The organism is Curvibacter sp. EU05-FHT14A10, from assembly GCF_058791075.1.
Map to the genome: position 1 here is coordinate 49,047 of NZ_JBYTDE010000018.1, position 22,824 is coordinate 71,870.

The window sequence follows — 22,824 nt, forward strand, 5'->3', positions numbered from 1 at the left end:
CTCAGGACAGATCAGGAGGCAAGGCGGCGTCGTCGCCCTGCTGCGGCTCGGCCACGGCCACGAACAGCAAGGGATTGGGGCTGGCCCGCTGAAAGCGGGTCTCACCCATCAGCAGGTCCAGGGTCAGGCTGGCCAGATCGTCGGCCAAGGGCTCGGCCAGAGGGTCTTTCTCCTGGTTGACCAGTTTGCGGTAGGTGCCGCATTCGCTGCAGGTCTCGGCTGTGACCACGCCTTTGTCATTTTCGATGCCCTGGTACGCCACGCCCTGGGTGGATTCGCAGTGCGAGCACTTCACGCGCACCATGTGCCATTCGGTGGCGCAGGTGCCGCAGTGCAGGTAGCGGTGCCCCGCCGCCTGGCCCCCGATGCGCAGCACGCTGGCCACCGGGGCGCTGGCGCACACGGGGCAGACGCTGGCGGTGTCGGTGTAGGGCACGTCGGCCTCGGTGAGCTGGCTGGCCAGCCGGGTGAAGCTGACCTGCAGGGCCGCCATGATGAAGGGCGAGAGGCCCACGTCGCGGGCCGAGCCCTCGCCTTGCAGCAACTTGCGGGCAATGTCGTCGCGTTCGGCATGGCTGAGCTCGCGCAGGGCGCCGAGCAAGGGTTGCAGGGCTTCTGGCAGACCGTCTTCGCGGGCCAGTGTGTCGATCAGGCTGTCGAGCACATCGTGCCAGGCCGGATCCAGGTGATCGAGTGCGGGCATCAAGGGCATGCCGTGCTGCTGGGCTCGGGTCTTGATGTCTTCGGCCACGATGGGCACCGGCACCTGAGCCACGGCCAGGTGCTGGGCATCCATGATCTTGGCCACGAACAGCAGGTAATCGGCAATCGGGTTGCCATCGGCCAACTGGCGCAGGCGGGCCGCGCGTTCGGCAAACAGCGAGCCCGCTGCGGGCGGCAGCACCCGGGGGAAGCGGGTGTGGTCCAGGGCTTCAATGTCACCGGGTTGAAGAATGCGTTGCATGGAAAAGTGTCCCAAAAAAGCAGCCGCCGGCGCGCCAACAGCAGGCGCCCGGCGGCAGTGAGCCCGATCAGAGGCGTTGAACAGGCAGGAAGATCAGCTGTTGTCGCCCGTCATCTTGCGGTACCAGCCACGGTGGTGCTGCTTGGCCCAGGCCCGTGTCACGGTGCCATAAAGCATGGCCCGGATGGTACCGCGGGTCCAGATGGCGGCGTAGATGTGCATCAGGATCAGGCCGATCATCCACACCCCGGCCGCCGCGTGCAGCAGCGAGCTGATGCGCACCACATCGGCGGGCAGCTTCCACCAGGCGCGCCACATCGGCAGGCCCGACAGAAACAACACCACCATGCCGCCCACCAGGCCCCAGAACAGCAGCTTCTGGCCGCCGTTGTACTTGCCTTGTTCGGGCATGTCGTGGTCGTTGCCGTCCACCATCTTGTTGACGTTCTTCAGCCACTCAACATCGCGCGGCTCGACCACGTTCAGGCGCCAGAAGCGCAAGCCCATGATCACAAAGAACGCCATCATCACCACCCCGATGTAGGGGTGCAGGATGCGGGTCCAGGGCCCGCCGCCGAAGAGCTGGGTCAAGGGGAAGAACGCCGGGTGGAAGAACGCCAGGCCCGACAGGGCCAGCAGGATGAAGCAGATGCCCACCACCCAGTGGTTGGCACGCTCGGACGCGTTGTAGCGCTGCAGGTCACGAGGGTTGCGTCTCATGGTGCGGTCTCCTGGTTGGCCTGGGCTTGCGCCTGGGCGGCTTGGTCCTTGGCTTCCATTTCATCTTCCAGTTCCTTGGACACCTCGTTCGGGCCCTTGGTGATGTAGTGAAACAGGCTGCCCACCGCGGCGGCGCCCAGGGCGGCCATGGCCAGCGGCTTGGCCACGCCCTTCCACAAGCCCACGAAGGGGCTGATCTTGGGCGAGTCGGGCAGGCCGTGGTAGAGCGAAGGCTTGTCGGCGTGGTGCAGCACATACATCACGTGGGTGCCCCCCACCCCGGCCGGGTCGTACAGACCGGCCTGGTCGAAACCACGCTCTTTCAGGTCAAGGATGCGTTCCTCGGCCTGATCCTTCATGGCCTCCTTGGTGCCGAACATGATGGCGCCGGTGGGACAGGTCTTGACGCAGGCCGGCTCCATGCCCACCGCCACGCGGTCCGAGCATAGGGTGCACTTGTAGGCCTTGTTGTCCTTCTTGGAGATGCGCGGCACGTCGAACGGGCAGCCCGTCACGCAGTAGCCGCAGCCGATGCAGTTTTCCTCCTGGAAGTCGACGATGCCGTTGGCGTACTGGACGATGGCACCGGGCGAGGGGCAGGCCTTGAGGCAGCCCGGGTCTTCGCAGTGCATGCAGCCGTCCTTGCGGATCAGCCACTCCAGGTTGCCGCTGGCCTCGTTCTCGTACTCGGAGAAACGCATCACGGTCCAGGACTGGGCGCTCAGGTCGGTCGGGTTGTCGTACACCCCGGCCGCCGCCGTGCCCACCTCGTCGCGCAGGTCGTTCCATTCCATGCAGGCGGTCTGGCAGGCCTTGCAGCCGATGCACTTCGAGACATCGATCAGCTTGGCCACCTCGCCCGCGTGCGCCGAGCGCGCGCTGGGCGAAGGCGTGGTGGTGGCGGAGCGGCGCTTGATATCGAGAGATTGCAGAGATGACATCAGGGGCTCCTCAAACCTTCTCGACCTTGACCAGGAAGGTCTTGAACTCAGGCGTGTTGCTGTTGCCGTCGCCCACAAAAGGCGTCAGCGTGTTGGCCAGGAAGCCCGGCTTGGTCACGCCCTTGAAGCCCCAGTGGATCGGGATGCCCACGTGCTGCACGGTCTTGCCCTCGATCTGCATCGGCTTGATACGCTTGGTCACCAGGGCCACGGCCTTGATGTAGCCGCGCTTGGAGCTGACCTTGACCATGTCGCCGCTCTTCACCCCCACCGACTCGGCCAGGCTCTCGCTGATCTCGACGAACTGCTCGGGTTGCGTGATCGCGTTGAGCAGCGAGTGCTTGGTCCAGTAGTGGAAGTGCTCGGTGAGGCGGTAGGTGGTGCCCACGTGTGGGAACTCGTCGGCCTTGCCGAAGGTGTCCCAGATGCCGGGCAGCACGCGCGCGGCGGGGCTGCTGGTGGCCTTGGGGTTCTTCGGGTGCATGGGGTTGTAGCCCAGCGGGGTGTCGAAGGGTTCGTAGTGCGTGGGGAAAGGCCCTTCGTTCATGCCCTTGCGCGCGAAGAAACGTGCCACGCCTTCAGGGTTCATGATGAAGGGGCCCGTGCCGGTGTCGGGGCCCAGGGTGGGTCCGATGTCGGGCACATCCGCCCCCGTCCAGGCGCTGCCGTTCCAGCCGATCAGCTTGCGGTGCGGGTTGAAAGGCTTGCCCGCCACGTCGCACGAGGCGCGGTTGTACAACACCCGGCGATTCGCCGGCCAGGCCCAGGCCCAGTTCAGCGTGTTGCCGATGCCGGTCGGGTCAGCGTTGTCACGCCGGGCCATCTGGTTGCCGGCCGAGGTCCAGGAACCCGCCCAGATCCAGCAGCCACTTTGCGTGCTGCCGTCGTCGCGCAATTCACCGAAGCCACTGAGCTGCTCACCGGCCTTGCGGATCACCTTGGTCGGGTCCTTGGGGTCGGTCAGTTGCACCAGGGCACGGCCGTTGGACTCTTTGGCCACCTCTTCCGGACGCGGCTCCTCGGGGTCGGCGTAAGGCCACCACAGGTTGGCGATCGGATCGGGGAACTTGCCACCCTCGGCCTTGTAAAGGGCCTTCAGGCGCAGGTGCAGCTGCGACATGATGTAGATGTCGGTCTTGGCCTCGCCCGGCGGCTCGGCCGCCTTCCAGTGCCACTGCAACACGCGCGAAGAACTGACCACCGAGCCTTCTTCTTCGGCAAAGCAGGTGGTCGGCAGGCGGAACACCTCGGTCTGGATCGAGGCGCTGTCCACATCGTTGTACTCGCCGTGGTTTTTCCAGAAGTCGGCGGTCTCGGTGGCCAGCGGGTCCATCACCACCAGGAACTTCAGCTTGGACAGGCCGTTGCGCACGCGGTCCTTGTTGGACAGCGAGGCCAGGGGGTTGAAGCCCTGGGCGATGTAGCCGTTGACCTTGCCCTGGTTCATCAGCTCGAAGATCTGCAGCATGTCGTACTGCTTGTCGAGCTTGGGCAGGTAGTCGTAGGCCCAGTTGTTCTCGGCCGTGGCCGCCGGCCCCCACCAGGACTTCATGAGGCTGACGTGGAACTTGGGATAGTTCTGCCAGTAGCTCATCTGCCCCGGGCGCAGCGGCATCTGGGTGCGCGCAGCGATGTATTTGGCGTAGTCCTGCTCGGCCTGGCCAGGCATGGTCAGGTAGCCCGGCAGGCTGGCCGACAGAATGCCCAGGTCGGTCAGGCCCTGGATGTTGGAGTGGCCGCGCAGCGCGTTCATGCCCCCACCGGCGATGCCGATGTTGCCCAGCAGCAGTTGCACCATGGCGCCGGTGCGCAGAATCTGTGCGCCGGTGGAATGCTGGGTCCAGCCGAGGGCGTACAGGATGGTGGCCGCACGCCCGGCCTGCGCCGTCGACGCCAGCTTCTCGCACACGTGCAGGAACTTGGCTTTGGGCGTGCCACACACCTTCTCCACTTTTTCAGGGGTGTACTCGGCATAGTGCTTTTTCAACCACTGGTACACGCAGCGCGGGTGTTGCAGCGTGGGGTCGGTCACCACGTAGCCATCGTGGCCGATCTCGTAGTCCCAGCTGGCCTTGTCGTAGCTGCGCTTTTCAGGGTTGTAGCCCGAGAAGATGCCATCGTCGAAGGCGAAATCTTCACGCACGACAAAACTGAAGTCGGTGTAGTTCTTGACGTACTCGTGATGGATCTTGTCGTTGGTGAGCAGGTAATTGATCACTGCACCCAGGAACACCAGATCGCTGCCCGAACGGATGGGAGCATAGAAGTCGGCAATCGAAGCCGAGCGATTGAAGCGCGGGTCGACCACCATCAAGTGCGCCTTGTTGTGCGCCTTGGCCTCGGTCACCCATTTGAAGCCGCAGGGGTGGGCTTCAGCGGCATTGCCGCCCATGATCAAAATAACGTCCGCGTTCTTGATGTCGACCCAATGGTTCGTCATCGCTCCACGGCCAAACGTCGGGGCAAGACCTGCCACCGTCGGGCCGTGTCAGACACGTGCTTGGTTGTCGAGTGCAAGAAGGCCCCAGCTGCGGGCCACTTTGTGCGTGATGTAACCGGCTTCGTTGCTGGCGGCCGAGGCGGCCAGCATGCCGGTGGTGAGCCAGCGGTTCACGGTCAGCCCATCGTCGGTCTTTTCGACGAAGTTGGCGTCACGGTCTTGCTTGAGCAGCCTGCTGATGCGGGTCAGCGCGTCGTCCCAGGACAGGCGTTTCCACTCATTGGAGCCCGGTGCCCGGTACTCGGGGTACTTGAGGCGGTTCGGGCTGTGCACGAAGTCGAGCAGGCTGGCGCCCTTGGGGCACAAGGTGCCACGGTTCACCGGGTGGTCCGGATCGCCTTCGACGTGGATCACCGACAGCTTGGCGTTCTTGGCGCCATCGCCCAGTGAATGCATGAGGATGCCGCAACCCACCGAACAGTAGGTGCAGGTCTGACGGGTGACGGTGGTGGCCGCCAATTTGTACTGACGGACTTCCGCCAAGGCTGTGGTGGGTGAGAAACCCATCAGGGCCAGGCTGGAGCCCGCCAGAGTCGAACCAGTCACTTTCATGAACTGGCGTCTGGAGAGTTGCACCATGGGGGTACCTTCTTGATTGGAGCAGGCCGAAATTCTAGGTTGAAGCCGCGACCCACATTTGCAAAATAGCGCAAAACGTGAGCGTTTTCCATGGGTATTTCACGCATATCAAGCAATTTGCCGGGATTATTGATGGATTAACTCCGAATATCAGCTTGATAATCCTGCGAAATTGACACATTCAAAAAACTTATCAAGCCACTCAACCCCACCGGCCTTCCGCTTGTCAAAGGGCTGAATAGCCTTGGTCTTGAAAGATGAATTTATATTCGTCTATGATCCGCCGACATGAAACCCAAGGACGAAGAAAAGCTGCGCGCCATCGCCGAGGCCACTTTCACCCTGGTCGAGCAGACCGGGCTGAGTGGCCTGACCATGGCCGCCATTGCCCGTGAGGCCGGGTTGGCCACCGGCACGCTGTATGTCTACTTCAAGTCCAAGGAAGAATTGATGGTGGGCCTGTACGAGCAGGCCAAGCGCCAGACCGCCGCCAGCCTGATGCAGGGCGACGACCCGTCGGCCCCCTTCCGACAACGCTTTCGCCGCATGTGGGACAACTGGCTGGAACACCGGCTGGCCCATTCGGCCCAGGTGGTCTTTCTGGAGCAGTACTACAACTCCCCCTGGTTCAGCGAGGCCAGCCGACAGCTGTCAGCCCAACTGATCAAGGGCTGGATCGACCTGATCGACAACGCCAAGGCGCAGCAGATCCTCAAGGACGTACCCACCCCGCTGCTGATCAGCAGCTTTGCCGGCTCGGTGCGCGAAACCGCCCAATTGCTGCGCAACGGCAGCCTGAACCACACCCCCGAGCAACTCGGCATGGCCTTTGGCCTGTGCTGGGACGGCATCAAGGCCTGACCCGCCCACCCCTGAATTCACCGGCCGAATCCGCCCTTTAACCGAATAAATATTCACCCAAAGAGGACCCACCCCATGAGCACCCTGAACATCAACGGACAGAACCACGAGGTTGACGTGGACCCGTCCACCCCCATTCTCTGGACCCTTCGCGACACCCTGGGCATGACCGGCACCAAGTTCGGCTGTGGCGCGGCCCTGTGCGGTGCCTGCACCGTGCACCTGAATGGCCAGGCGATCCGCTCGTGCGTGACGCCGGTGTCGGCGGCCAGTGGCCAGAAGATCACCACCATCGAAGCCGTCACCGGCGGCAGCGACAAGGTGGGCCGGGCCGTGCACCAGGCCTGGGTGAAGCATGACGTGGCCCAGTGCGGCTACTGCCAGAGCGGGCAGATCATGTCGGCCACCGCCTTCCTCAAAACCCTGCCGCGCGGCAAGCTGCCCAGCGAGGCCGAGATCGACACGGCCATGGCGGGCAACATCTGCCGCTGCGGCACCTACGCGCGCATCCGTGCCGCCATCACCGACGCCGCCAAGGCCCTGGCCTGATTCCCAGAAGGAGCACCTCATGAACTTCGACCCAGCCACCTTCGAACTGCCCCGCCACCTGCAGGCCCTGATGCAACGCGAGCAAAGCGCCAGCGCCCCTGCGGCCGGCGGCCTGCCGCGCCGCAGCTTTCTGAAACTGGGCGCCCTGAGCGGCTTTGCGCTCGGCGCCTTCCCCTTGGGCACCCTGGCCCAGGACGCGGCCCAGCCGGCCACGCTCAAGCCCACGCAACAGCCCTCGGCCTTCCTGCACATCGGGGCCGACGGCAGCACCACCATCACCATCAACCGGCTGGACTTCGGCCAGGGCGTGCAGACCTCGCTGCCCATGATCCTGGCCGAAGAGCTGGACGCCGACTGGTCCAAGGTGAAGAGCGTTCACGGCAGCAATGACCCGGCGTATGTCGACCCCTTGTTCGGCCTGCACATCACGGGCGGCTCGGGCTCGATCGCGCACTCGTACACCCAGTACCGCGAGTTGGGGGCCCGCGCCCGCGCCATGCTGGTGCAGGCCGCAGCAGCCCGCTGGAAGGTCGAGCCAACCGGCCTGCGCACGCGAAACGGCCAGGTGATCGGCCCGGCCGGCCAGCAACTGGGCTACGGCGAACTGGCCGAGGCCGCCATGGCCCTGCCGGTGCCCACCCGCGTGACGCTGAAAGACCCGAAAGACTTCCAGCTGATCGGCCAGCCCACGGGACGGCTCGATGCAGCGGCCAAATCCAGCGGCCACCAGGACTATGGCATCGATGTGCGCCTGCCCGGCCTGCTGACCGCCGTGGTGGCCCACCCGCCGGTGTTTGGTGCCCGACTCCAGTCGGTGGACGACAGCGCCGCCCGCGCCATCAAGGGCGTGAAGGCGGTGCTGCGCATCCCGGCAGACCGCGGTGGCGAAGCCGTGGCCGTGCTGGCCGAAGGCTACTGGGCCGCCAAGCAGGGCCGTGACGCCCTCAAGCTGGAATGGGACAGCAGTGCCGTCGAAAAGGTGGACAGCGTGCGCCAGTTGGCGCAGTACCGAGCCCTGGCCACGCAGCCCGGCCCGCGCCGCTTCGATGCCGACGTGTCGGCCCTGGACAAGGCACCGCACCAGATCAGCGCTGAGTTCATCTTTCCTTACCTGGCCCACGCGCCCATGGAGCCGCTGAACTGCACCGTGCGCGTTGAAGCGGGCAAAGCCGAACTGTGGGTGGGCACCCAGATGCCGGGCCTGGACGGCATGGCCGCGGCCACCGTGCTGGGCCTGCCGCCGCAGAACGTGCAGGTGCACGTGCAGATGGCCGGAGGCGGCTTCGGGCGCCGCGCCATCCCCAGCAGCGACTATGTGGTGGAAGCCGCCCAGGTGGCCAAGGCCGCCCTGGCTGCAGGCATCAGCGCGCCGGTGCGCCTGCTGTGGAGCCGCGAGGACGACGTCAAGGGCGGGTACTACCGCCCCATGCACCTGCACACTGCACGCATCGGCTTTGACGGCCAGGGCCGCATCCAGGCCTGGGACCACGTGATCGTGGGCCAGTCGATCCTGGCAGGCTCGCCCTTCGAGCCCATGATGGTCAAGAACGGCATCGACGGCACCGCAGTGGAAGGCATGAAGGAGCCCTACGAGATCCCGATGCGCCTGACCGTGCAACACCCCAAGGTGAATGTGCCGGTGCTGTGGTGGCGCAGTGTGGGCTCGACCCACACCGCCTTCGTGATGGAAACACTGATCGACGAGATCGCCCGCACCACCCGGCAAGACCCCGTGGCCTACCGCATGAAGCTGATCGGCGAACAACACCCGCGCCACAAGGCCGCGCTGCAACTGGCGGTCGAGAAGTCAGGCTACGGCAAGAAGAAGCTGGCCCCGGGTCGCGCCTGGGGTGTGGCGGTGCACGAGTCGTTCAACTCGGTGGTGGCCTATGTGGTCGAAGCCTCGCTGAAAAAGGGCGTGCCCACGCTGCACAAGGTGACGGCCGGCGTGCACTGCAACCGGGTGATCAACCCGCGCAGCCTGGAAGCCCAGGTACAGGGCGGCGCGCTGATGGGCCTGTCGATGTGCCTGCCCGGCGCCGCCATCACCCTGAAGGACGGCCAGGTCGAGCAGAGCAACTTCGGTGACTACGCCGTGCCCCGCATCACCGCCATGCCGCAGATCGCCGTGCACACCGTGCTCAGCGACGACGCCCCCACCGGCATGGGCGAGCCGGGCCTGCCACCGCTGGCCCCGGCCTTTGCCAATGCCGTGGCCCGACTCAGCGGCAAGCCCGTGCGCGAACTGCCCTTCAAGCAGGGTTGAGAAAGGGCCGGGCCGCCCCCTCAACCAGGGGGGCGGGCCTGTGCCTTCTTGCGGGCGTACATCGCCAGATCGGCCTGGCGCAGCAAGGCATCGGCCTGGTCGGCATCGTCAGGGCACAGGGCCACGCCGATCGAGGCCCCCACCTGGAAGGCCCGCGATTCCACGCTGATCGGCTGGCTCAGGGCCTGGTGCACCCGTTGCACCAACTGGCGCGCCTGCTCGCGGCTTTGCACCCCGCGCTGCAGCACGGCAAATTCATCGCCCCCCAGGCGGGCCACAAAGTCGGCCTCGCGGGCGATCGAGTTCAGGGCCTTGGCCACCCCGACCAGCACCAGGTCTCCCACCGCATGACCGTATTGGTCATTGATGGGCTTGAACCCATCCAGATCCAGGTAAAGCACCGCGCAGCCCACGCCGGTGCGACGGGCCAACGAGACCTCGGCCTCCAGGCACTCCATGAACATGGCCCGGTTGATCAGGCCGGTCAGCGCATCATGGTGGGCGGCAAAGCGGATGCGTTCCTCGTCGAGCTTGCGCTGGGTGATGTCGGTCACGGTGCGCAACAGGCCGCCGTCCTCAATCGGAAGGTTGCGCACCTCGATCACCCGACCATTGGCGCGCCGGCGCTCATAGCGTGGCAGATGAGGCGAACGCCCGCCCGCCTGGACATACTGCTGCACCCTGTCAGGCGCCCCCTCAAACTCATGGTGGGCACGCTGGTAGTCCAGCACCTCGGACAGGCTCATGCGCTGCCCCATCCACTGCCGGGGCAGCTCAAGCAAGTCCAGGAAATTCAGATTGCACAACTCGATCATGCCGTCGGCGCCAATCAGGGCAATGCCCTGGTCCAGGTTCTCGACAGTGGCCTCCAGCAGCACCGACTTGTGACGCAGTTGCTGCTCGCGCTCACGCGCCAGGCGCTCAGCCGCTTCCAGGCGCTGTTGCTGGCGCTTGATCTCGGTGATGTCGACGTGGGCATAAAAAGCCTCGCCGCCCCCGGTGGGACGGGCAATCACACGGCAAAAGCGGTTGCCCGGCAAGGGCAGCTCAAACGGCGCCCCCGAAAAACGCAAGTGGTCCTTCAGCACCTGCAGGCCGGCGGCATACAGTTCGTGCTGGGACGTGTTGAGCGCCAGATCCTGCTGCCAGGCCGCCTCGAACACCTGCTCGAAACCGCTGCCCAGGGCCGAATGTCGATCACGCAAGCCATACATCAGGACAAATGATTCATTGACCCACTCGATGCGCCCGCCATCCAGCCCACACACCATCAAGGCATCAGGCACCTTGTCCAGCAGCACAGGCCCGCCGACCGGGAGCACGGCGGGCGATCCCTCCGGCGCGGCCGCCTGAGGGGCCAAAGGTGCTTCGCTGCGCCACAGGCGCATGCGCCCCACCCCGGGCACCGGCAGCGACGACACCCGCAGGTGCCGCCCCAGGTGCTCAAACTCATACGGTTGGTTCTGTTGCTGGTGGCGCGCAATGCCTGCCTCGATGTAGTGCTCGATGCCGCAGAGTTCTTGCGGGCTCAGGCGCCCGCTGTAGAAACGCCGCAGGTTGAGGCTGTAGTGCTCTCCCTCGTGCACCTGCCCATCGTGCTCCGGAAAGAAGCGAAAGAAGCAGCGATTCCAGGCCAGGGCCCGGTCCTGGTCGTCGAAGACGCACATGGCGATCTCCAGACCATCGAGAATTTCGCCAAAGGTTTTCAGTTGCTGCAGCATCGGGTTCCCGGTCCGAAGGACCCCAGGCCGGTCTGCCGGGGGTTTGAGCCCCATGATAAGCGCCGTTCGTCGGTTCAGGTCTCAGAAATGACCCTCTGTCCATCATCGCGTGGCACCAGGTCCAGGCGCTGATAAAGCCCGGCCAGGGCCTGGGCCACCGCGCCCACCACCGAGACGGCGTTGCTCGGGTGGGCAATGCAGTCGGTGCTCCAGACCTGGCCCACGCCGGCGGCCTGCAGGCGCTGCAGCGCGTCGCCGGCAAACAGCGCATGGGTGACGGCCACATCCACCGATTGGGCGCCGGCCGCCAGCAGCAGTCGGGTGGCCTCGATCAGGGTCTGGCCCGAGCTGGCCACGTCGTCCATCAACACCACCGCCCGCCCGGCCAACGCCGGCGCCAGCCCCGCGGGCAGCGCGATCTCGACATGCCGGTCGCCGTGGCGCAGCTTGCGGCACACCGCATGGGCCCAGCCGTGGGCCTGGGCTGCGCTGCTCACCCATTGCAGCGATTCTTCATCGGGGCCCAGCAGCAGCACGTCCTGGCGCTGCGAGGCGATCCAGGCCCCCAGCAAGGGGGCGCCACTGAGCACGATGGCATCGGCCAGCGGCACAGCCTCTTGCAGCGTGGCGACCCGGTGCAGGTGCGGGTCGACCGTGATCAGGGCATCGAACAGGCCGGCCAGAAAGCGGCCCACGATGCGCTGGCTGACGGCCTCACCCGGCTGGAAGGCGATGTCCTGGCGCATGTAGGCGAGGTAGGGGGCCACCAGGCACAGGTGCCGGGCCCCGAGCTGGCGTGCGGTGTCGGCCAGCAGCAGCAGCTCGACCAACTTTTCGTTGGGCTGGTGCAGCGAACGCCACACCACCACCCGTGGCGGCAGGGCGGGCGGCAGGCGCAAGCGCCACTCGCCGTCCGGAAAGCGGTGGCGCTCCACCACCGCAAGCGGCAGGCCGGCGGCCTCGGCAGCGCGGCGGGCCACGTCCTGTTCATCGTCAAAACAAAGCAGCACCGGGGTGTCTTCTGCAAAGGGCATGGTCGGGTCCTCAGGATTCAACAAAGACATGAGGCACGGCCTCCACCGCACCGATCTGGTAGCCATGGCCGCGCTGGCAGGCCTGACGGGCAAACTCCAGGTCGGCACCAAAGCCCGCGTGCACCCGGTACAGCAAGTCGCCCGGCGCCACCGGATCACCCAGTTGGCGCATCAGGTCCACCCCGGCCCCCTGCACATGAGGTGCCCCGGCCAGGCGGGCGATGCGCGCAATCTGCAGGTTGTCGATGCTGGTGACCACACCCGCCTCCGTGGCCCGAGCCTCAAAGCTCAGCGCCCCCAAAGGGGGGTTCTGGTAGTCGAAGGCGCAGGCGCCCTGGGCCTCGATGATGGCGTTCATCTGGGCCAGGGCGCGGCCGGACTCCAGGATGTCACGCGCAATCGCATAGCCCTCGCCCCCGCGCACGTCGGGGTGGCATTCGATCAGCCGGCCGGCCAGGCGCAGCGATTTCTGGCGCAGGTCCTGCGGGGCCTCGGGGTCGTTCTGCAGCACCTGCATCACGTCGCGCGCCTCCAGCACCGGCCCGATGCCGCGGCCGATGGGCTGACGCCCGTCGGTGATGACCACGTCCAGCGACAGGCGCATGCGGGTGGCCACGTACTCAAACAGGCGGCGCAGGCGCTGCGCCTCGGGCATGGAGCGTACCTTGGCGGTGGGGCCGATGGGGATGTCCAGCACCAGATGGGTGGCCCCGGCGGCGATCTTCTTGGACAGGATGGAGGCCACCATCTGCCCTGGCGAGTCGATGGACAGCGGCCGCTCGACCGAGATCAGCACATCATCGGCCGGCGACAGGTCGGCCGTGCCGCCCCAGGCCAGGCAGCCGTGGTGCTGGCGCACGATGTCGGTCAGGCGATCGAAGGGCAGCTCGACCCGGGCCAGCACCTCCATGGTGTCGGCCGTGCCCGCGGGCGAGGTGATGGCTCGTGACGAGGTCTTGGGAAACACCAGCCCGTAGGCCGCCACGATGGGCACCACCAGCATCGAGGTGCGGTTGCCCGGAATGCCGCCGATGCAATGCTTGTCCACCACCACGGGCTGGCGCCAGTCGAGCCGGCGCCCGGTCTTGACCATGGCTTCGGTCAGGAAATAGACCTCTTCGCGGTCCAGTTCGCTGCGGTTGCTGGCCACCACGAAGGCGGTCAACTCGATCTTGGAATACCGGTGCTGGGCGATGTCACGGATGATGGCGTCGAAATCGGCCTGCCCCAGGCGCTCGCCGTCCAACTTGCGGAACAGCGCCGGGATCGACTCGGGCGGTTCGGCCTGCGACACCGTGGCCGGGTGCCCGTCCTCGACGCCCAACTGGGCAAAGGCATCCTGCGACAGGCCCACCTCGCCGCAGCCCACCAGCCCGGGGTCGTCCACCACGTTGAGGGTGGCCAGGATGCGCCGCCCGTTGGTGCGCACCTCGACCTTGGACAGGGCCTGAAAACCCTCGGCGCGGTAGACCTCGCAGTCGCGGTGGAGGTAGGCGACGTTCTCGCGGTAGGTGTCGATGGCCAGGCGCCGCAGCTTGAGGCTGGGGCTGAGGGGCACTGTGGCCGTGGCCGGTGCAGACACGGATTCGCTCATGCGGACTCTCCTTGAATGGCCCGGGCCTGCTGCCCGGCACCCGTCCATTGTCCACCCGGAAAACCGACGAACGGGCCTAGCATGGCACCCACGTGACGCGCCGGGCGCGCCTCAGGCCGATACCGCTCAGAGTGAGCTCACGATGATGGTGACGCGGCGGTTCTGCTGGCGCCCGGCCTCGCTGCGGTTGTCCTCGATCGGGCGGCTGAAGCCGAAGCCCTGGTGCCGCACCTGGGCCGGTTCGAAGCCGCGCTCCACAAAGGCCTGGGCCACCACCTGGGCGCGCCGCTCGGACAGGCGCTGGTTGTAGGCCGCCGCACCCTGGTTGTCGGTGTGCCCTTCGACGGTAAGGCGGGTGATACCCAGGCTTTGCAGCGTGCGGGCCAGGCGCTCAATCGCCGCGATGGCGTCGGCGGACAAGGAAGCGTCGTTCACCGGGAACACCACACGCCCGGCCAGGTCCAGCTCCCAGCCCTGCTCGGTGGGCCGGAAGCCCAGTTCGCGCAGCGCCGTCTCGCGGGCCTCAGGGGCCGCCACGGCCACCGGCGGACCCAAGGCGGGCGTGGGGCCGGCACAGCCGGCCAGCAGGCTCGACAAGCCGACCAGGGCAGTGACCAGCCCCAAGGACAGGGTGGCAGGGCATCGGATCGGCGGGTTGGATTGGCCAGCCAAGGTCATGGGGGTCTCCAGTCAGATCAGGCAGGGGCCCAGCGTCATGGTGACGCCGGCTCGGCTTGGGGCATGGCCCGGTCATGCGCCACGGAGGGACGCACCTTGTCTCGGTACATGGCGGCATCGGCGGCGCGCACCAGCTCGTCCACGCTGGTGCCCTGGGCCGGGAACAGGGCCACGCCGATGCTCACACTCAAAGGCAGGGTGAGGCCGTTGTCCAGCTGAAGCGGCTGGGCCAGGGCGCCGCGCAGCCGGTCCACGCACAGGCGCACCTCCGCCTCGTCCCCAACCGGGAACAGCACCGCCAAAAACTCGTCGCCACCGTGGCGGGCCACGAAATCGGACTCGCGCACGGCCGACTGCAGGCGTTGCGCCAGCTCGACCAGCAGCGCATCGCCCACCGCATGGCCCAGGGTGTCGTTGACCTGCTTGAACCGGTCCACGTCGATGAACAACACCGCAGCCTGGCCACCCTGACGCTGGCAGCGCTCGAACACGGCCGCCAGGTGTTCAAACAGGTGGCTGCGATTGGGCAGCCCGGTGAGCACGTCGTGCTGGCTGGCGTGGCGCAGCGATTCATTGCTGCGGCGCAGATCGTTGTGGCGCGCAGCGATGCGCCGCTGCTGTCGCTGCAGTTCAACCAGCAGCGCGTTGAAATCGTCGGCCAGGGCATTGAGCTCCAGCACCGAGGTGGGCGCCGCCCGGCGCTCGAAGCTTCGGCTGGCCCGCACCGCCCGGGTCAGCTCCACCATGGCCCGCAGGGGCTGCACAATCAAGGCGGTGAGGCGGCGCGACACCGCCCACACCGCCAGCGCTGTCACGGCCACGCAACCCAGCAAGGCGAGCAGCAGCCAACCCAGGTCAGCGAGCAGAACGCGGCCATCCGAGCGCAGCTGCACTTCGCCCAGCCCGCCCGCGCCGGGCCCACCGCCCTCCACCGGGGCCGTCACCGGCTGGGGCAGAAACACGGCGGCCACCCGACGCGCCAGGCCGTCGAAGGCGCCCAGCCCGGGGCGCTCCACCTGCAGCAGGCGCTGCCCGCGCGCATCGAGCACCGTGACCGAGGCCAGTTGCTCGCGTTCGGCCAGTTGCTCGGCCAGCTCACGCAACGCTTCAAGATCACGAAAGCGGATCGCGGGTTCGCCCGCAAAGGCCAGGGAATGGGCAGCCATGACCAGGGCATGCCGGGCGTATTGCTGCAGCGAATACAAACTGGCCGCACTCATGAACAGCCCGGCACAAGCAAGGGCCACACCGGCGCTGCGCCACTGCCCCAGGCGCACCAGGCGGGCCACGCTGCGCACTGGGCGACGACCTGAGCGCAACGGCCTGCTGCGGGGGGTTGGCAGGGGTTGGCTCATGGTCGCCCCCCTGTCGGTCTGACGGTCAGTTGCAACAGCCGGGCATTGACCCGCAGGCCGCCATAAGCGATCGCATCGAGGTTGGCCTTGATCTGCCAGCCCTGCGGCCCCTGCAACAGGCAGAACTTGCCGCCATAGGAGCAGAAGTCGTCGCCCAGCCCCAGAGTCAGGATGGGGTGGCGGTTCAGGCGCAGCAACAGCGGCTGCAGACCGCGCACCGGCAGGGCGCCAAAGTAGATGGCCTGGCAGTCGAGCAGGCTGTCGGCCAGCTCGGCGCGCAGGCTGCGCAAGCTGCTGTGCACCGGGGGCAGGGCCTGGGCGCCCAGGGCATCCAACTCACGCGCCAGGGCCACCGAGTCGGCATCGACCTCGTTGAGGCACAGGCGGTGGCTGGCCAGGGGCTGAGGCCAACGGGTGTAGTGAAGAATGCCCAGCAGCAGCTCGGGCAAGGCCGGCGGGCGGGCCGTCGGTGAAACCGGGCCGGCCGGGGCCGCCTCAGGGTTGACCTGGGCGGGGGCCGGCGTGGCACAAGCCGACAGGGCCATCGCCAGGGTGGCCCATCGCCAGGTCAGGGATCGCAAACGGGTCAACATCAATCGGAACCAGGCCCGGGGCGGAAGCCCGGGCATCTGTTGCCGATTCTAGGAAGGCCCCCTCAGAAACCACCCCCAGCCACGCGAAGGAAACGGGCCGCCATGCGCACAAGTTCACGCAGAAAGGCGCCCTTTGGCGCTCTGTGGCGGCCAAAGCCCAGGCCAGGGCCCAGGCTCAGGCCCGGGCCGGCAGCACCGTGCCCACGCACTCGCCGAAGCCGATGCGCGCTGCACCCGCCTTCTCGCACCAGCCACGCAGCACCACGGCATCGCCGTCTTCCAGGTACACGCGCTGCTCGCCATTGGGCAGTTGCACCGGGTTCTTGCCGCCCTGGGTCAGCTCGATCAGTGCACCGGCCTGGTCCAGCGTGGGGCCCGACAGGGTGCCACTGCCAAACAGGTCGCCCGGCTGCAGGTTGCAGCCATTGACAGTGTGGTGCGCCACCATCTGGGCCACGGTCCAGTAGGCATGGCGGTAGCTGGTGCGGCAGATCACGGCCACGGCCTGGGCGGCCTCGCGCAGGCGCGGAGTCTGCAGGCCGACCTCCAGCTGGATGTCGAAGGCGCCTTGCTCGCGGTTGGGGGCCGAATCCAGGTAAGGCAGCGGCTGCGGATCCCCTTCGGGCCGCGTGAAGGCCACCCGGTAAGGGGCCAGGGCCTCCAGGGTGACGATCCACGGCGAGATCGTGGTGGCGAAGTTCTTCGACAGGAAGGGGCCCAGCGGCTGGTACTCCCAGGCCTGGATGTCGCGCGCCGACCAGTCGTTGAGCAGGCAGATGCCAAACACGTGCTGCTCGGCCTGGCCCATGGCCACCGGTTCGCCCTGGGGGTTGCCGGCGCCCACGAAGATGCCCAGCTCCAGCTCGATGTCGAGCCGCTTGCAGGGCCCGAAGCCGGGCTCGGTGGCGCCGGGCGCCATCGTCTGCCCCTTGGGACGCGGGAAGGCCTGACCCGAGACACCGATGCTCGACACCCGGCCGTGGTAGCCGATGGGCACCCACTTGTAGTTGGGCAGCAACGGGTTGTCCGGGCGGAATTGCTTGCCGATGTTGGTGGCGTGGTGCACCGAGGTGTAGAAGTCGGTGTAGTCGCCGATGCGGGCGGGCACGTCGTATTCGGCCTCGGACTGGGGCACCAGGGCCGGCTGCAGCGCAGCCTGCTCGGGTGCGCCTTCGCGCAGCGCACGCGACAGGGCCAGGCGCAGCGCGCTCCAGGCCGGGGCACCCAGGGCCATCAGGGCGTTGAGTTTGTCCTGGGCAGCGGCCTGCAAGGCCTGGGCGGCCGCACCTTGGAACACGCCGCTGGCAGCCAGCGCCGCCAGATCGACAATCTGGTCGCCAATGGCCACGCCACCGCGCCAGGCCTCCTGGCGCCCGGTGCGACGGAACACGGCAAAGGGCAGGTTCTGGATCGGAAAATCGGTCCCGGCCACCTGGGCCGAGGCGACCCAGCTGCGCAGGGCCGGGTCATGGGTTTCGTTGAGAAGGGTCATCGTTCAGTGCAGGTTCGCCTGGGGCGGGTGCGGGTGGGTGGGGTCGGAGAGCAGGGATGGCCAGCGCCCAGGTCTTCAGGCCTGGCTCATGCTGCCGTCGTGCATCCAGGCGGCGTGCTTGGGCGCGCGCTTGGTCTGCGACCATTCTTCGATCATCTCCCACTTCACTTCGTCGAGCTTCTTCATCATCTCGGGGGTACCGGTGTCGGCGGCCAGTTCCAGGCGGTGGCCATTGGGGTCGAAGAAGTAGATCGACTTGAAGATGGTGTGGTCGGTGGGGCCGATCACCTCGATGCCGGCGGCCTCCAGGCGGGCCTTGGTGGCGATCAGGGTGTCCACCGAATCGACCTTGAGGGCCAGATGCTGCACCCAGGCCGGGGTGTTGCGGTCACGGTCCATGGGGGGCTGGCTGGGCAGCTCGAAGAAGGCCAGCACATTGCCGTTGCCCGCGTCCAGGAAGATGTGCATGTAGGGATCAGGGGCCTTGGTCGAGGGCACTTCGTTCTCGGCGATGGCGAGCACGAACTTCATGTCCAGGTGCTTTTCGTACCACTGCACGGTTTGCTTGGCATCGATGCAGCGGTAGGCGACGTGGTGAACTTTTTGAACCAACATGGTGAGGTCTCCGTGAGCGTTGTGTCTGGCGATGATCGTCGGGGGTTTTGTCGTCGGGCACTCGCCATGAGGCCCGGGGCAACGCCATTGGACTGGATCACCAACTATCATGCAAGCCGTTTTATTCGATCAATTTATAGGTTAATCCGATGAATGTGACCTTGCGGCAGTTGCGGGCCTTTCTGGCGGTGGCGCGCACCGGCAGCTTCACCCTGGCGGCCGAAAGCCTGTACATCTCGCAATCAGCCTTGTCGGGCCTGGTGAAGGAACTGGAGCAGTCGATGGGCGTGCGTTTGATCGACCGCAGCACACGCCGCGTGCACCTCACCGAGGCTGGCGAGCGCCTCAGCCCGATGCTGGCAACCGTGCTGCATGACCTGGACGAGGTACTGCACCGCGCCGTGGATGACACCACCAACAAGAAAGGGGTGGTGCGGGTGGCGGTGTCGCAGTTGCTGGCCTCCACCCTGATGCCCGAGCTGATCGCCCGCTTCCAGGCCGATCACCCGGGGGGCTCGGTGAAGCTGGTGGACGTGCCGGTCGAGGATGTGATGGCGCGGGTGTTCTCGGGCGAGGTCGACATCGGCATCGGCCCCGAACGCGAGCCCAACTCCGACATCACCTCGGCCCACCTGTTTGACGGGCCCTTCATGGCCGTCTTTCCGCCCGGCCACCCGCTGGCCCAGAAAGCCAGCCTGCGCTGGGCCGATCTCAAGCCCTACCCCGTGATCGGCCTGCAAGGCCAGTTCACCGAGCGCCTGGCCCAGGACCTGCGGGCCGCCGACCCCGACTTCCAGTTTGCGCCGAGCACCGAGGTGGCCTACATGTCCACGGCCTTGTCGATGGTGCAGGCCGGTCTGGGCGTGGCGCTGTGCATCCCGTACGCCGCGCCGCTGGTCTCGCTGTATGGCCTGAACATGCAGCCGCTGCGCCAGCCCGAGGTGCGCCGCAGCTTCGAGGTCTTCACCCGCCGCGGCCGATCACTGTCCCCCCTGGCCCAGGCCTTTCTCGACGACATCGGGCCGCAGATACGGGGGATGGCGTATTTGGGGTGAGGGGGTGCCGGCGGCTCCCTCAAAAAACCACACCGATCAGGCCTCACCGCCTTGCAATTCGCGCTCAATCTGTTCGATGCTGGGCAAATTGGTTCTGAGTGGATCAGGGAGCGATTCGATCAGCTTGTATTCGGCGATGCCCATCGGTTGGCTTTTATCGCCCAAGGCGTATTCGGCAACCACCTTGTTTTTGCTTTTGCACAGCAACAAGCCAATGGTGGGGTTGTCGAGATCATGCTTCACCTGCCGGTCTATCGCCGTCATGTAAAAGCCCAGTTGCCCAAGGTGCTCCGGCTTGAACTTGCCGCCCTTGAGTTCAATCACGACATAACAGCGCAACTTCAGGTGGTAGAACAGCAGATCGATGAAAAACTCGTCGCCGCCGACATCCAGCAAAACCTGCCGCCCGACAAAAGCAAAGCCCGCCCCTAATTCCAGCAGGAATTCGGTGACATGTTGGGTCAGCGCATGCTCCACCTCGTGCTCTTGCGCCTCGTCGGTCAAGCCCAGAAAGTCGAAGCGGTAGGGGTCCTTCAGTGATTCGCGCGCCAGATCGGACTGTGGTTTGGGCAGACTCACTTCGAAGTTGGTCACGGCTGAGCCGCTGCGCTCCAGCAAGCGGGTTTCGATTTGCATCACCAGCACATTTCGAGACCAGTTGTGCTCGATGGCCTTGGCGGCGTACCAGCGACGCGCGTCAGGGTGGGATAGCTTGTCCAGCAGCGCCAATTGGTGGTACCAGGGCAATTGTGCAAGCACCGCTTGCACAAATTCGGTGTCGGGCCAAGCTTGGGCAAAGGCGCGCATGTATTTGAGGTTGCGCGGCGAAAACCCTTTCATGTCAGGGAAGGCGCTGTGCAAATCATGCGCCAGCCGTTCAATCACCTTCGCCCCCCAGCCTTGCTCATGTTGCTTGGTCAGTATGTCGCAGCCGAGTTGCCAGTACAGCAGCACCAGTTCGCGATTGACCGCCAGCGTGGCCCGTTGCTGAGCGCTGTGGATTTTGATTTTCAGCTCGCTCAGCCAGTCAACATAGCCCGTGGGCGTGGGCATCAGAGAGGTGGGTTGATCACTCATCCATTTGCTCCCCTGTTTTCGATTTTGACCAAAATGACATGCTTGGAATCCCAGCCGTCGACGGCGCCACACACGTCGTTGGCAATTTGCCAGTTGCGGCACTGCAGTTCGGCGCGTTGTTGGGTGCTTGTCATCGTCAATGTCCCGTTTCGATTCGGTTCAGGCTGAGAGCATGAGGCAACCAATGGCCTGGCCACACCCTGCTCCAGTGCTGTTGCCAGCGATTGTTACCCCAATCCAGAGGCCTTCTGGCGAATCCCCCCTCCACCGGCACCGAGCCTCAAAGATCCCTCAACGCCGCCTCAATGTGCTCGCGCACCAGGCTGGCGCTGCCCAGCCGCTGCGCGTTCAGCAAGGCCAGCTTGACCAGGAACAGCTCGGCCTTGTCGGGGCCGGCCTGGTCGATGGCGGTGGCCAGGGCGTCGTAGACGTCTTCCAGGCCGGGCAGTGAGAGGATGTCGGGTTGGGTGGATTGGGCGGTCATGGCAGCGATCTTGGGTGGGTTCATTGCGGCAGGGCGGTGTGCAGGGCGGCCTGCAGGCGGTGGGCATCCAGCGTGAGCCAGCGGGCGCACACGTGCTGGTCGGGGCGCAGCAGGTAGGCGGCGCCGCTGGCGGGCACGCCATAGCCCTGGCGGAAGTGGCCGTCGGCATCGGGCAGACAGAGGTCAGCACCGGCCACCGGGCCCGTGGCGCCCACGGCGATCACCTTCAGGGGCACACCCCGGGCCCGGGCGGTGGACACCACCTGCTGCAGGGCCTCGGGCAGGGCCGGGGCTTCGGTGAAGTACAGCAGGTCAAAACCGCCGCCCAGGTGGTCGAGCAGAAAATCATCGGCCGAGAGGCGAATGTTGCGTGGCGGCGCGCCGTGCGCCGGGCCGGCGGTGAACAGGGCGTTGTCGTCGCCCATGCTGTTGAGCGCCGAGGCGCTGTACTCGTGCGGGCGTGAGGTGCGCCAGTGGTAGAGCGGGCGCACAAAATCCTGGCTCAGCGACAGCGACAGCACGGCGTCGCGCAGCAGGCGGAAGCCGCGGCTGGGCGGGGTCATGAAGCGGGTGCTCTTGCCCGCCTCGTCGATGATCTCGCGGGCGGCGCCCACGCGCTCGGCGCTGTAATTGGCCAGCAGTTTCTCGCCGGCCAGGCCCTTGACCACCAGGCCCAGTTGCCAGCCCAGGGCCTGGGAATCCTGGAACGCAGTGTTGGCGCCGCGCACCCCGAAGATGGGCAGCAGGTGGGCCGCGTCACCGGTGAACAGCACGCGCCCGTGCACGTAGTCGGGCAGCGTGAGGGTGCGGGCCGAGTAGACCGAGCTCCAGTCCATCTCCCAGGGCGTGCCGGCGTGGCCGATCATGGCCAGTTGCGCATCGATGCGGGCCTTGAGCGACTCGGGCCGCAGCGCCTGCTCGGGCGTCTCGCCCGGGGGCAACTGGTAGTCGACGCGCCAGATACCGTGCGGCTCGCGGTGCATCAGGATGGTGTTGCCGGGGTTCCACTCGGGGTCAAAGAAGGCCAGGCGCTCGGTGGGCAGGGGCAGGTCGATGCGGATGTCGGCGATCACGAAGAAGCCCTCGTACGAGGCCCCTTCCATCTTCAGGCCCAGGGCGGTGCGGATCTCGGAGCGCCCGCCATCGGCTGCCACCAGCCAGTCGGTGTCCAGGGCATACGGGCCCTCGGGCGTGTCGATCTGCAGGTGGGCCACGCCCTCTTCCTGGGTGATCTGCACCAGCTTGTTGCCCCAGCGGAAATCAATCAGGGGCTGGGCCGCGCAGGCGTCCAGCAGGTACTCCTCCATGTACTGCTGCTGGATGTTGAGCATGGGAAAGAAGCGGTCGTCGCTGTCGTGCGGCGCTTCCATGCGGAACACGCGTTGGCCCCGGTAGTACGAGTTGCCGAAGCGCCAGGGCAGGCCCTGCTCGCTCATGCGGTGGGCCACCCCGACCTGCTGCAGGATCTCCATCGAACGGCGCGTGAACACGATGGCCCGGCTGCCCTGCGACACCTGCAGCTCGCTCTCCAGCACCACGCTGGGCACGCCATGGCGGGCCAGCTCCAGCGCCGCCACCATGCCGGCCGGGCCCGAGCCCGCGATCACCACGCGCTGGCGCGCCTGGGGCGGGTGGGCCGAGGGCAGCCAGGGGGCAAACACCTGGTAGGGGTAATAGATCGAGGGCCGGGCTTCGGTGGTGGGCTGGTGCATGGTGATGTCAGTGCTCAGAAAAAGGAAAGGGCGG

Annotated in this window: 20 protein-coding genes; 4 read left to right on the plus strand and 16 right to left on the minus strand. The window is 66.4% G+C overall.

All coding sequences use genetic code 11. The features are described 5' to 3' along the window. Position 1: 1 nt before the first annotated feature. From fdhE to fdnG, 4 genes are all read right to left on the minus strand, one after another. Positions 2 to 964 carry a formate dehydrogenase accessory protein FdhE gene (fdhE, locus tag AC3WUT_RS25445; protein WP_492349854.1) on the minus strand — a complete coding sequence of 321 codons (963 nt, stop codon included), beginning with the start codon at positions 962 to 964 and terminating at the stop codon, positions 2 to 4. Between the two features lie 93 nt (positions 965 to 1,057). Next, positions 1,058 to 1,684, minus strand: coding sequence for a formate dehydrogenase subunit gamma (locus AC3WUT_RS25450; protein WP_492349855.1), 627 nt, complete (start codon positions 1,682 to 1,684; stop codon positions 1,058 to 1,060). Then, a complete protein-coding gene (gene fdxH, locus AC3WUT_RS25455) occupies positions 1,681 to 2,625 on the minus strand; it encodes a formate dehydrogenase subunit beta (protein ID WP_492349856.1) in 945 nt (314 codons plus the stop codon). The genes AC3WUT_RS25450 and fdxH overlap by 4 nt, the downstream gene beginning before the upstream one ends. Positions 2,626 to 2,635: 10 nt before the next feature. Further along, positions 2,636 to 5,704, minus strand: a complete 3,069-nt coding sequence (gene fdnG, locus AC3WUT_RS25460) for a formate dehydrogenase-N subunit alpha (RefSeq protein ID WP_492349857.1) — start codon at positions 5,702 to 5,704, stop codon at positions 2,636 to 2,638. A gap of 288 nt (positions 5,705 to 5,992) precedes the next feature. Here fdnG and AC3WUT_RS25465 point away from each other — a divergent pair, with 288 nt between their 5' ends. From AC3WUT_RS25465 to AC3WUT_RS25475, 3 genes are all read left to right on the plus strand, one after another. Further along, positions 5,993 to 6,565, plus strand: a complete 573-nt coding sequence (locus AC3WUT_RS25465; RefSeq protein WP_492349858.1) for a TetR/AcrR family transcriptional regulator — start codon at positions 5,993 to 5,995, stop codon at positions 6,563 to 6,565. A 75-nt stretch (positions 6,566 to 6,640) separates the two neighbouring features. Continuing rightward, positions 6,641 to 7,114: a (2Fe-2S)-binding protein gene (locus tag AC3WUT_RS25470; protein ID WP_492349859.1), complete on the plus strand. Its 474-nt coding sequence runs from the start codon at positions 6,641 to 6,643 to the stop codon at positions 7,112 to 7,114. A 19-nt stretch (positions 7,115 to 7,133) separates the two neighbouring features. Beyond that, complete coding sequence (locus AC3WUT_RS25475) at positions 7,134 to 9,380, plus strand: xanthine dehydrogenase family protein molybdopterin-binding subunit (RefSeq protein WP_492349860.1); 2,247 nt, start codon at positions 7,134 to 7,136, stop codon at positions 9,378 to 9,380. A 20-nt stretch (positions 9,381 to 9,400) separates the two neighbouring features. Here AC3WUT_RS25475 and AC3WUT_RS25480 read toward each other — a convergent pair whose 3' ends face one another. The 8 genes from AC3WUT_RS25480 to AC3WUT_RS25515 form a co-directional block, all read right to left on the minus strand. Beyond that, positions 9,401 to 11,101, minus strand: coding sequence for a diguanylate cyclase domain-containing protein (locus AC3WUT_RS25480; protein WP_492349861.1), 1,701 nt, complete (start codon positions 11,099 to 11,101; stop codon positions 9,401 to 9,403). 74 nt (positions 11,102 to 11,175) lie between these two features. Continuing rightward, the gene (locus AC3WUT_RS25485) at positions 11,176 to 12,165 is read right to left on the minus strand and encodes a ribose-phosphate pyrophosphokinase (RefSeq protein WP_492349862.1); all 990 of its coding nucleotides are present in this window, start codon (positions 12,163 to 12,165) and stop codon (positions 11,176 to 11,178) included. Further along, positions 12,146 to 13,729, minus strand: a complete 1,584-nt coding sequence (locus AC3WUT_RS25490) for a thymidine phosphorylase family protein (protein WP_492349863.1) — start codon at positions 13,727 to 13,729, stop codon at positions 12,146 to 12,148. Before AC3WUT_RS25490 ends, AC3WUT_RS25485 begins: the two co-directional genes overlap by 20 nt. A 126-nt stretch (positions 13,730 to 13,855) precedes the next feature. Then, positions 13,856 to 14,407 carry an outer membrane lipoprotein YfiB gene (gene yfiB / locus AC3WUT_RS25495; protein WP_492349864.1) on the minus strand — a complete coding sequence of 184 codons (552 nt, stop codon included), beginning with the start codon at positions 14,405 to 14,407 and terminating at the stop codon, positions 13,856 to 13,858. Positions 14,408 to 14,442: 35 nt separating this feature from the next. After that, positions 14,443 to 15,762: a diguanylate cyclase DgcN/YfiN gene (dgcN, locus tag AC3WUT_RS25500; protein WP_492349865.1), complete on the minus strand. Its 1,320-nt coding sequence runs from the start codon at positions 15,760 to 15,762 to the stop codon at positions 14,443 to 14,445. Beyond that, positions 15,759 to 16,355: a YfiR family protein gene (locus AC3WUT_RS25505; protein ID WP_492349866.1), complete on the minus strand. Its 597-nt coding sequence runs from the start codon at positions 16,353 to 16,355 to the stop codon at positions 15,759 to 15,761. The genes dgcN and AC3WUT_RS25505 overlap by 4 nt, the downstream gene beginning before the upstream one ends. A 175-nt stretch (positions 16,356 to 16,530) precedes the next feature. Then, on the minus strand, positions 16,531 to 17,847 hold the full coding sequence (fahA, locus tag AC3WUT_RS25510) for a fumarylacetoacetase (protein WP_492349867.1): 1,317 nt from the start codon (positions 17,845 to 17,847) through the stop codon (positions 16,531 to 16,533). A gap of 75 nt (positions 17,848 to 17,922) precedes the next feature. Next, positions 17,923 to 18,462, minus strand: coding sequence for a VOC family protein (locus AC3WUT_RS25515; protein ID WP_492349868.1), 540 nt, complete (start codon positions 18,460 to 18,462; stop codon positions 17,923 to 17,925). A gap of 149 nt (positions 18,463 to 18,611) precedes the next feature. Here AC3WUT_RS25515 and AC3WUT_RS25520 point away from each other — a divergent pair, with 149 nt between their 5' ends. Continuing rightward, positions 18,612 to 19,517 (plus strand): LysR family transcriptional regulator, encoded by a 906-nt coding sequence (locus AC3WUT_RS25520; RefSeq protein ID WP_492349869.1) that lies wholly within the window; start codon positions 18,612 to 18,614, stop codon positions 19,515 to 19,517. A gap of 36 nt (positions 19,518 to 19,553) precedes the next feature. Here AC3WUT_RS25520 and AC3WUT_RS25525 read toward each other — a convergent pair whose 3' ends face one another. The 4 genes from AC3WUT_RS25525 to AC3WUT_RS25540 form a co-directional block, all read right to left on the minus strand. After that, complete coding sequence (locus tag AC3WUT_RS25525) at positions 19,554 to 20,594, minus strand: PDDEXK nuclease domain-containing protein (RefSeq protein ID WP_492349901.1); 1,041 nt, start codon at positions 20,592 to 20,594, stop codon at positions 19,554 to 19,556. Next, positions 20,591 to 20,728, minus strand: a complete 138-nt coding sequence (locus AC3WUT_RS25530; protein WP_492349904.1) for a hypothetical protein — start codon at positions 20,726 to 20,728, stop codon at positions 20,591 to 20,593. The genes AC3WUT_RS25525 and AC3WUT_RS25530 overlap by 4 nt, the downstream gene beginning before the upstream one ends. A 146-nt stretch (positions 20,729 to 20,874) precedes the next feature. Then, the gene (locus tag AC3WUT_RS25535; protein ID WP_492349870.1) at positions 20,875 to 21,078 is read right to left on the minus strand and encodes a DUF2783 domain-containing protein; all 204 of its coding nucleotides are present in this window, start codon (positions 21,076 to 21,078) and stop codon (positions 20,875 to 20,877) included. A gap of 20 nt (positions 21,079 to 21,098) precedes the next feature. Beyond that, on the minus strand, positions 21,099 to 22,790 hold the full coding sequence (locus AC3WUT_RS25540; RefSeq protein ID WP_492349871.1) for an FAD-dependent monooxygenase: 1,692 nt from the start codon (positions 22,788 to 22,790) through the stop codon (positions 21,099 to 21,101). Positions 22,791 to 22,824 lie beyond the last annotated feature (34 nt).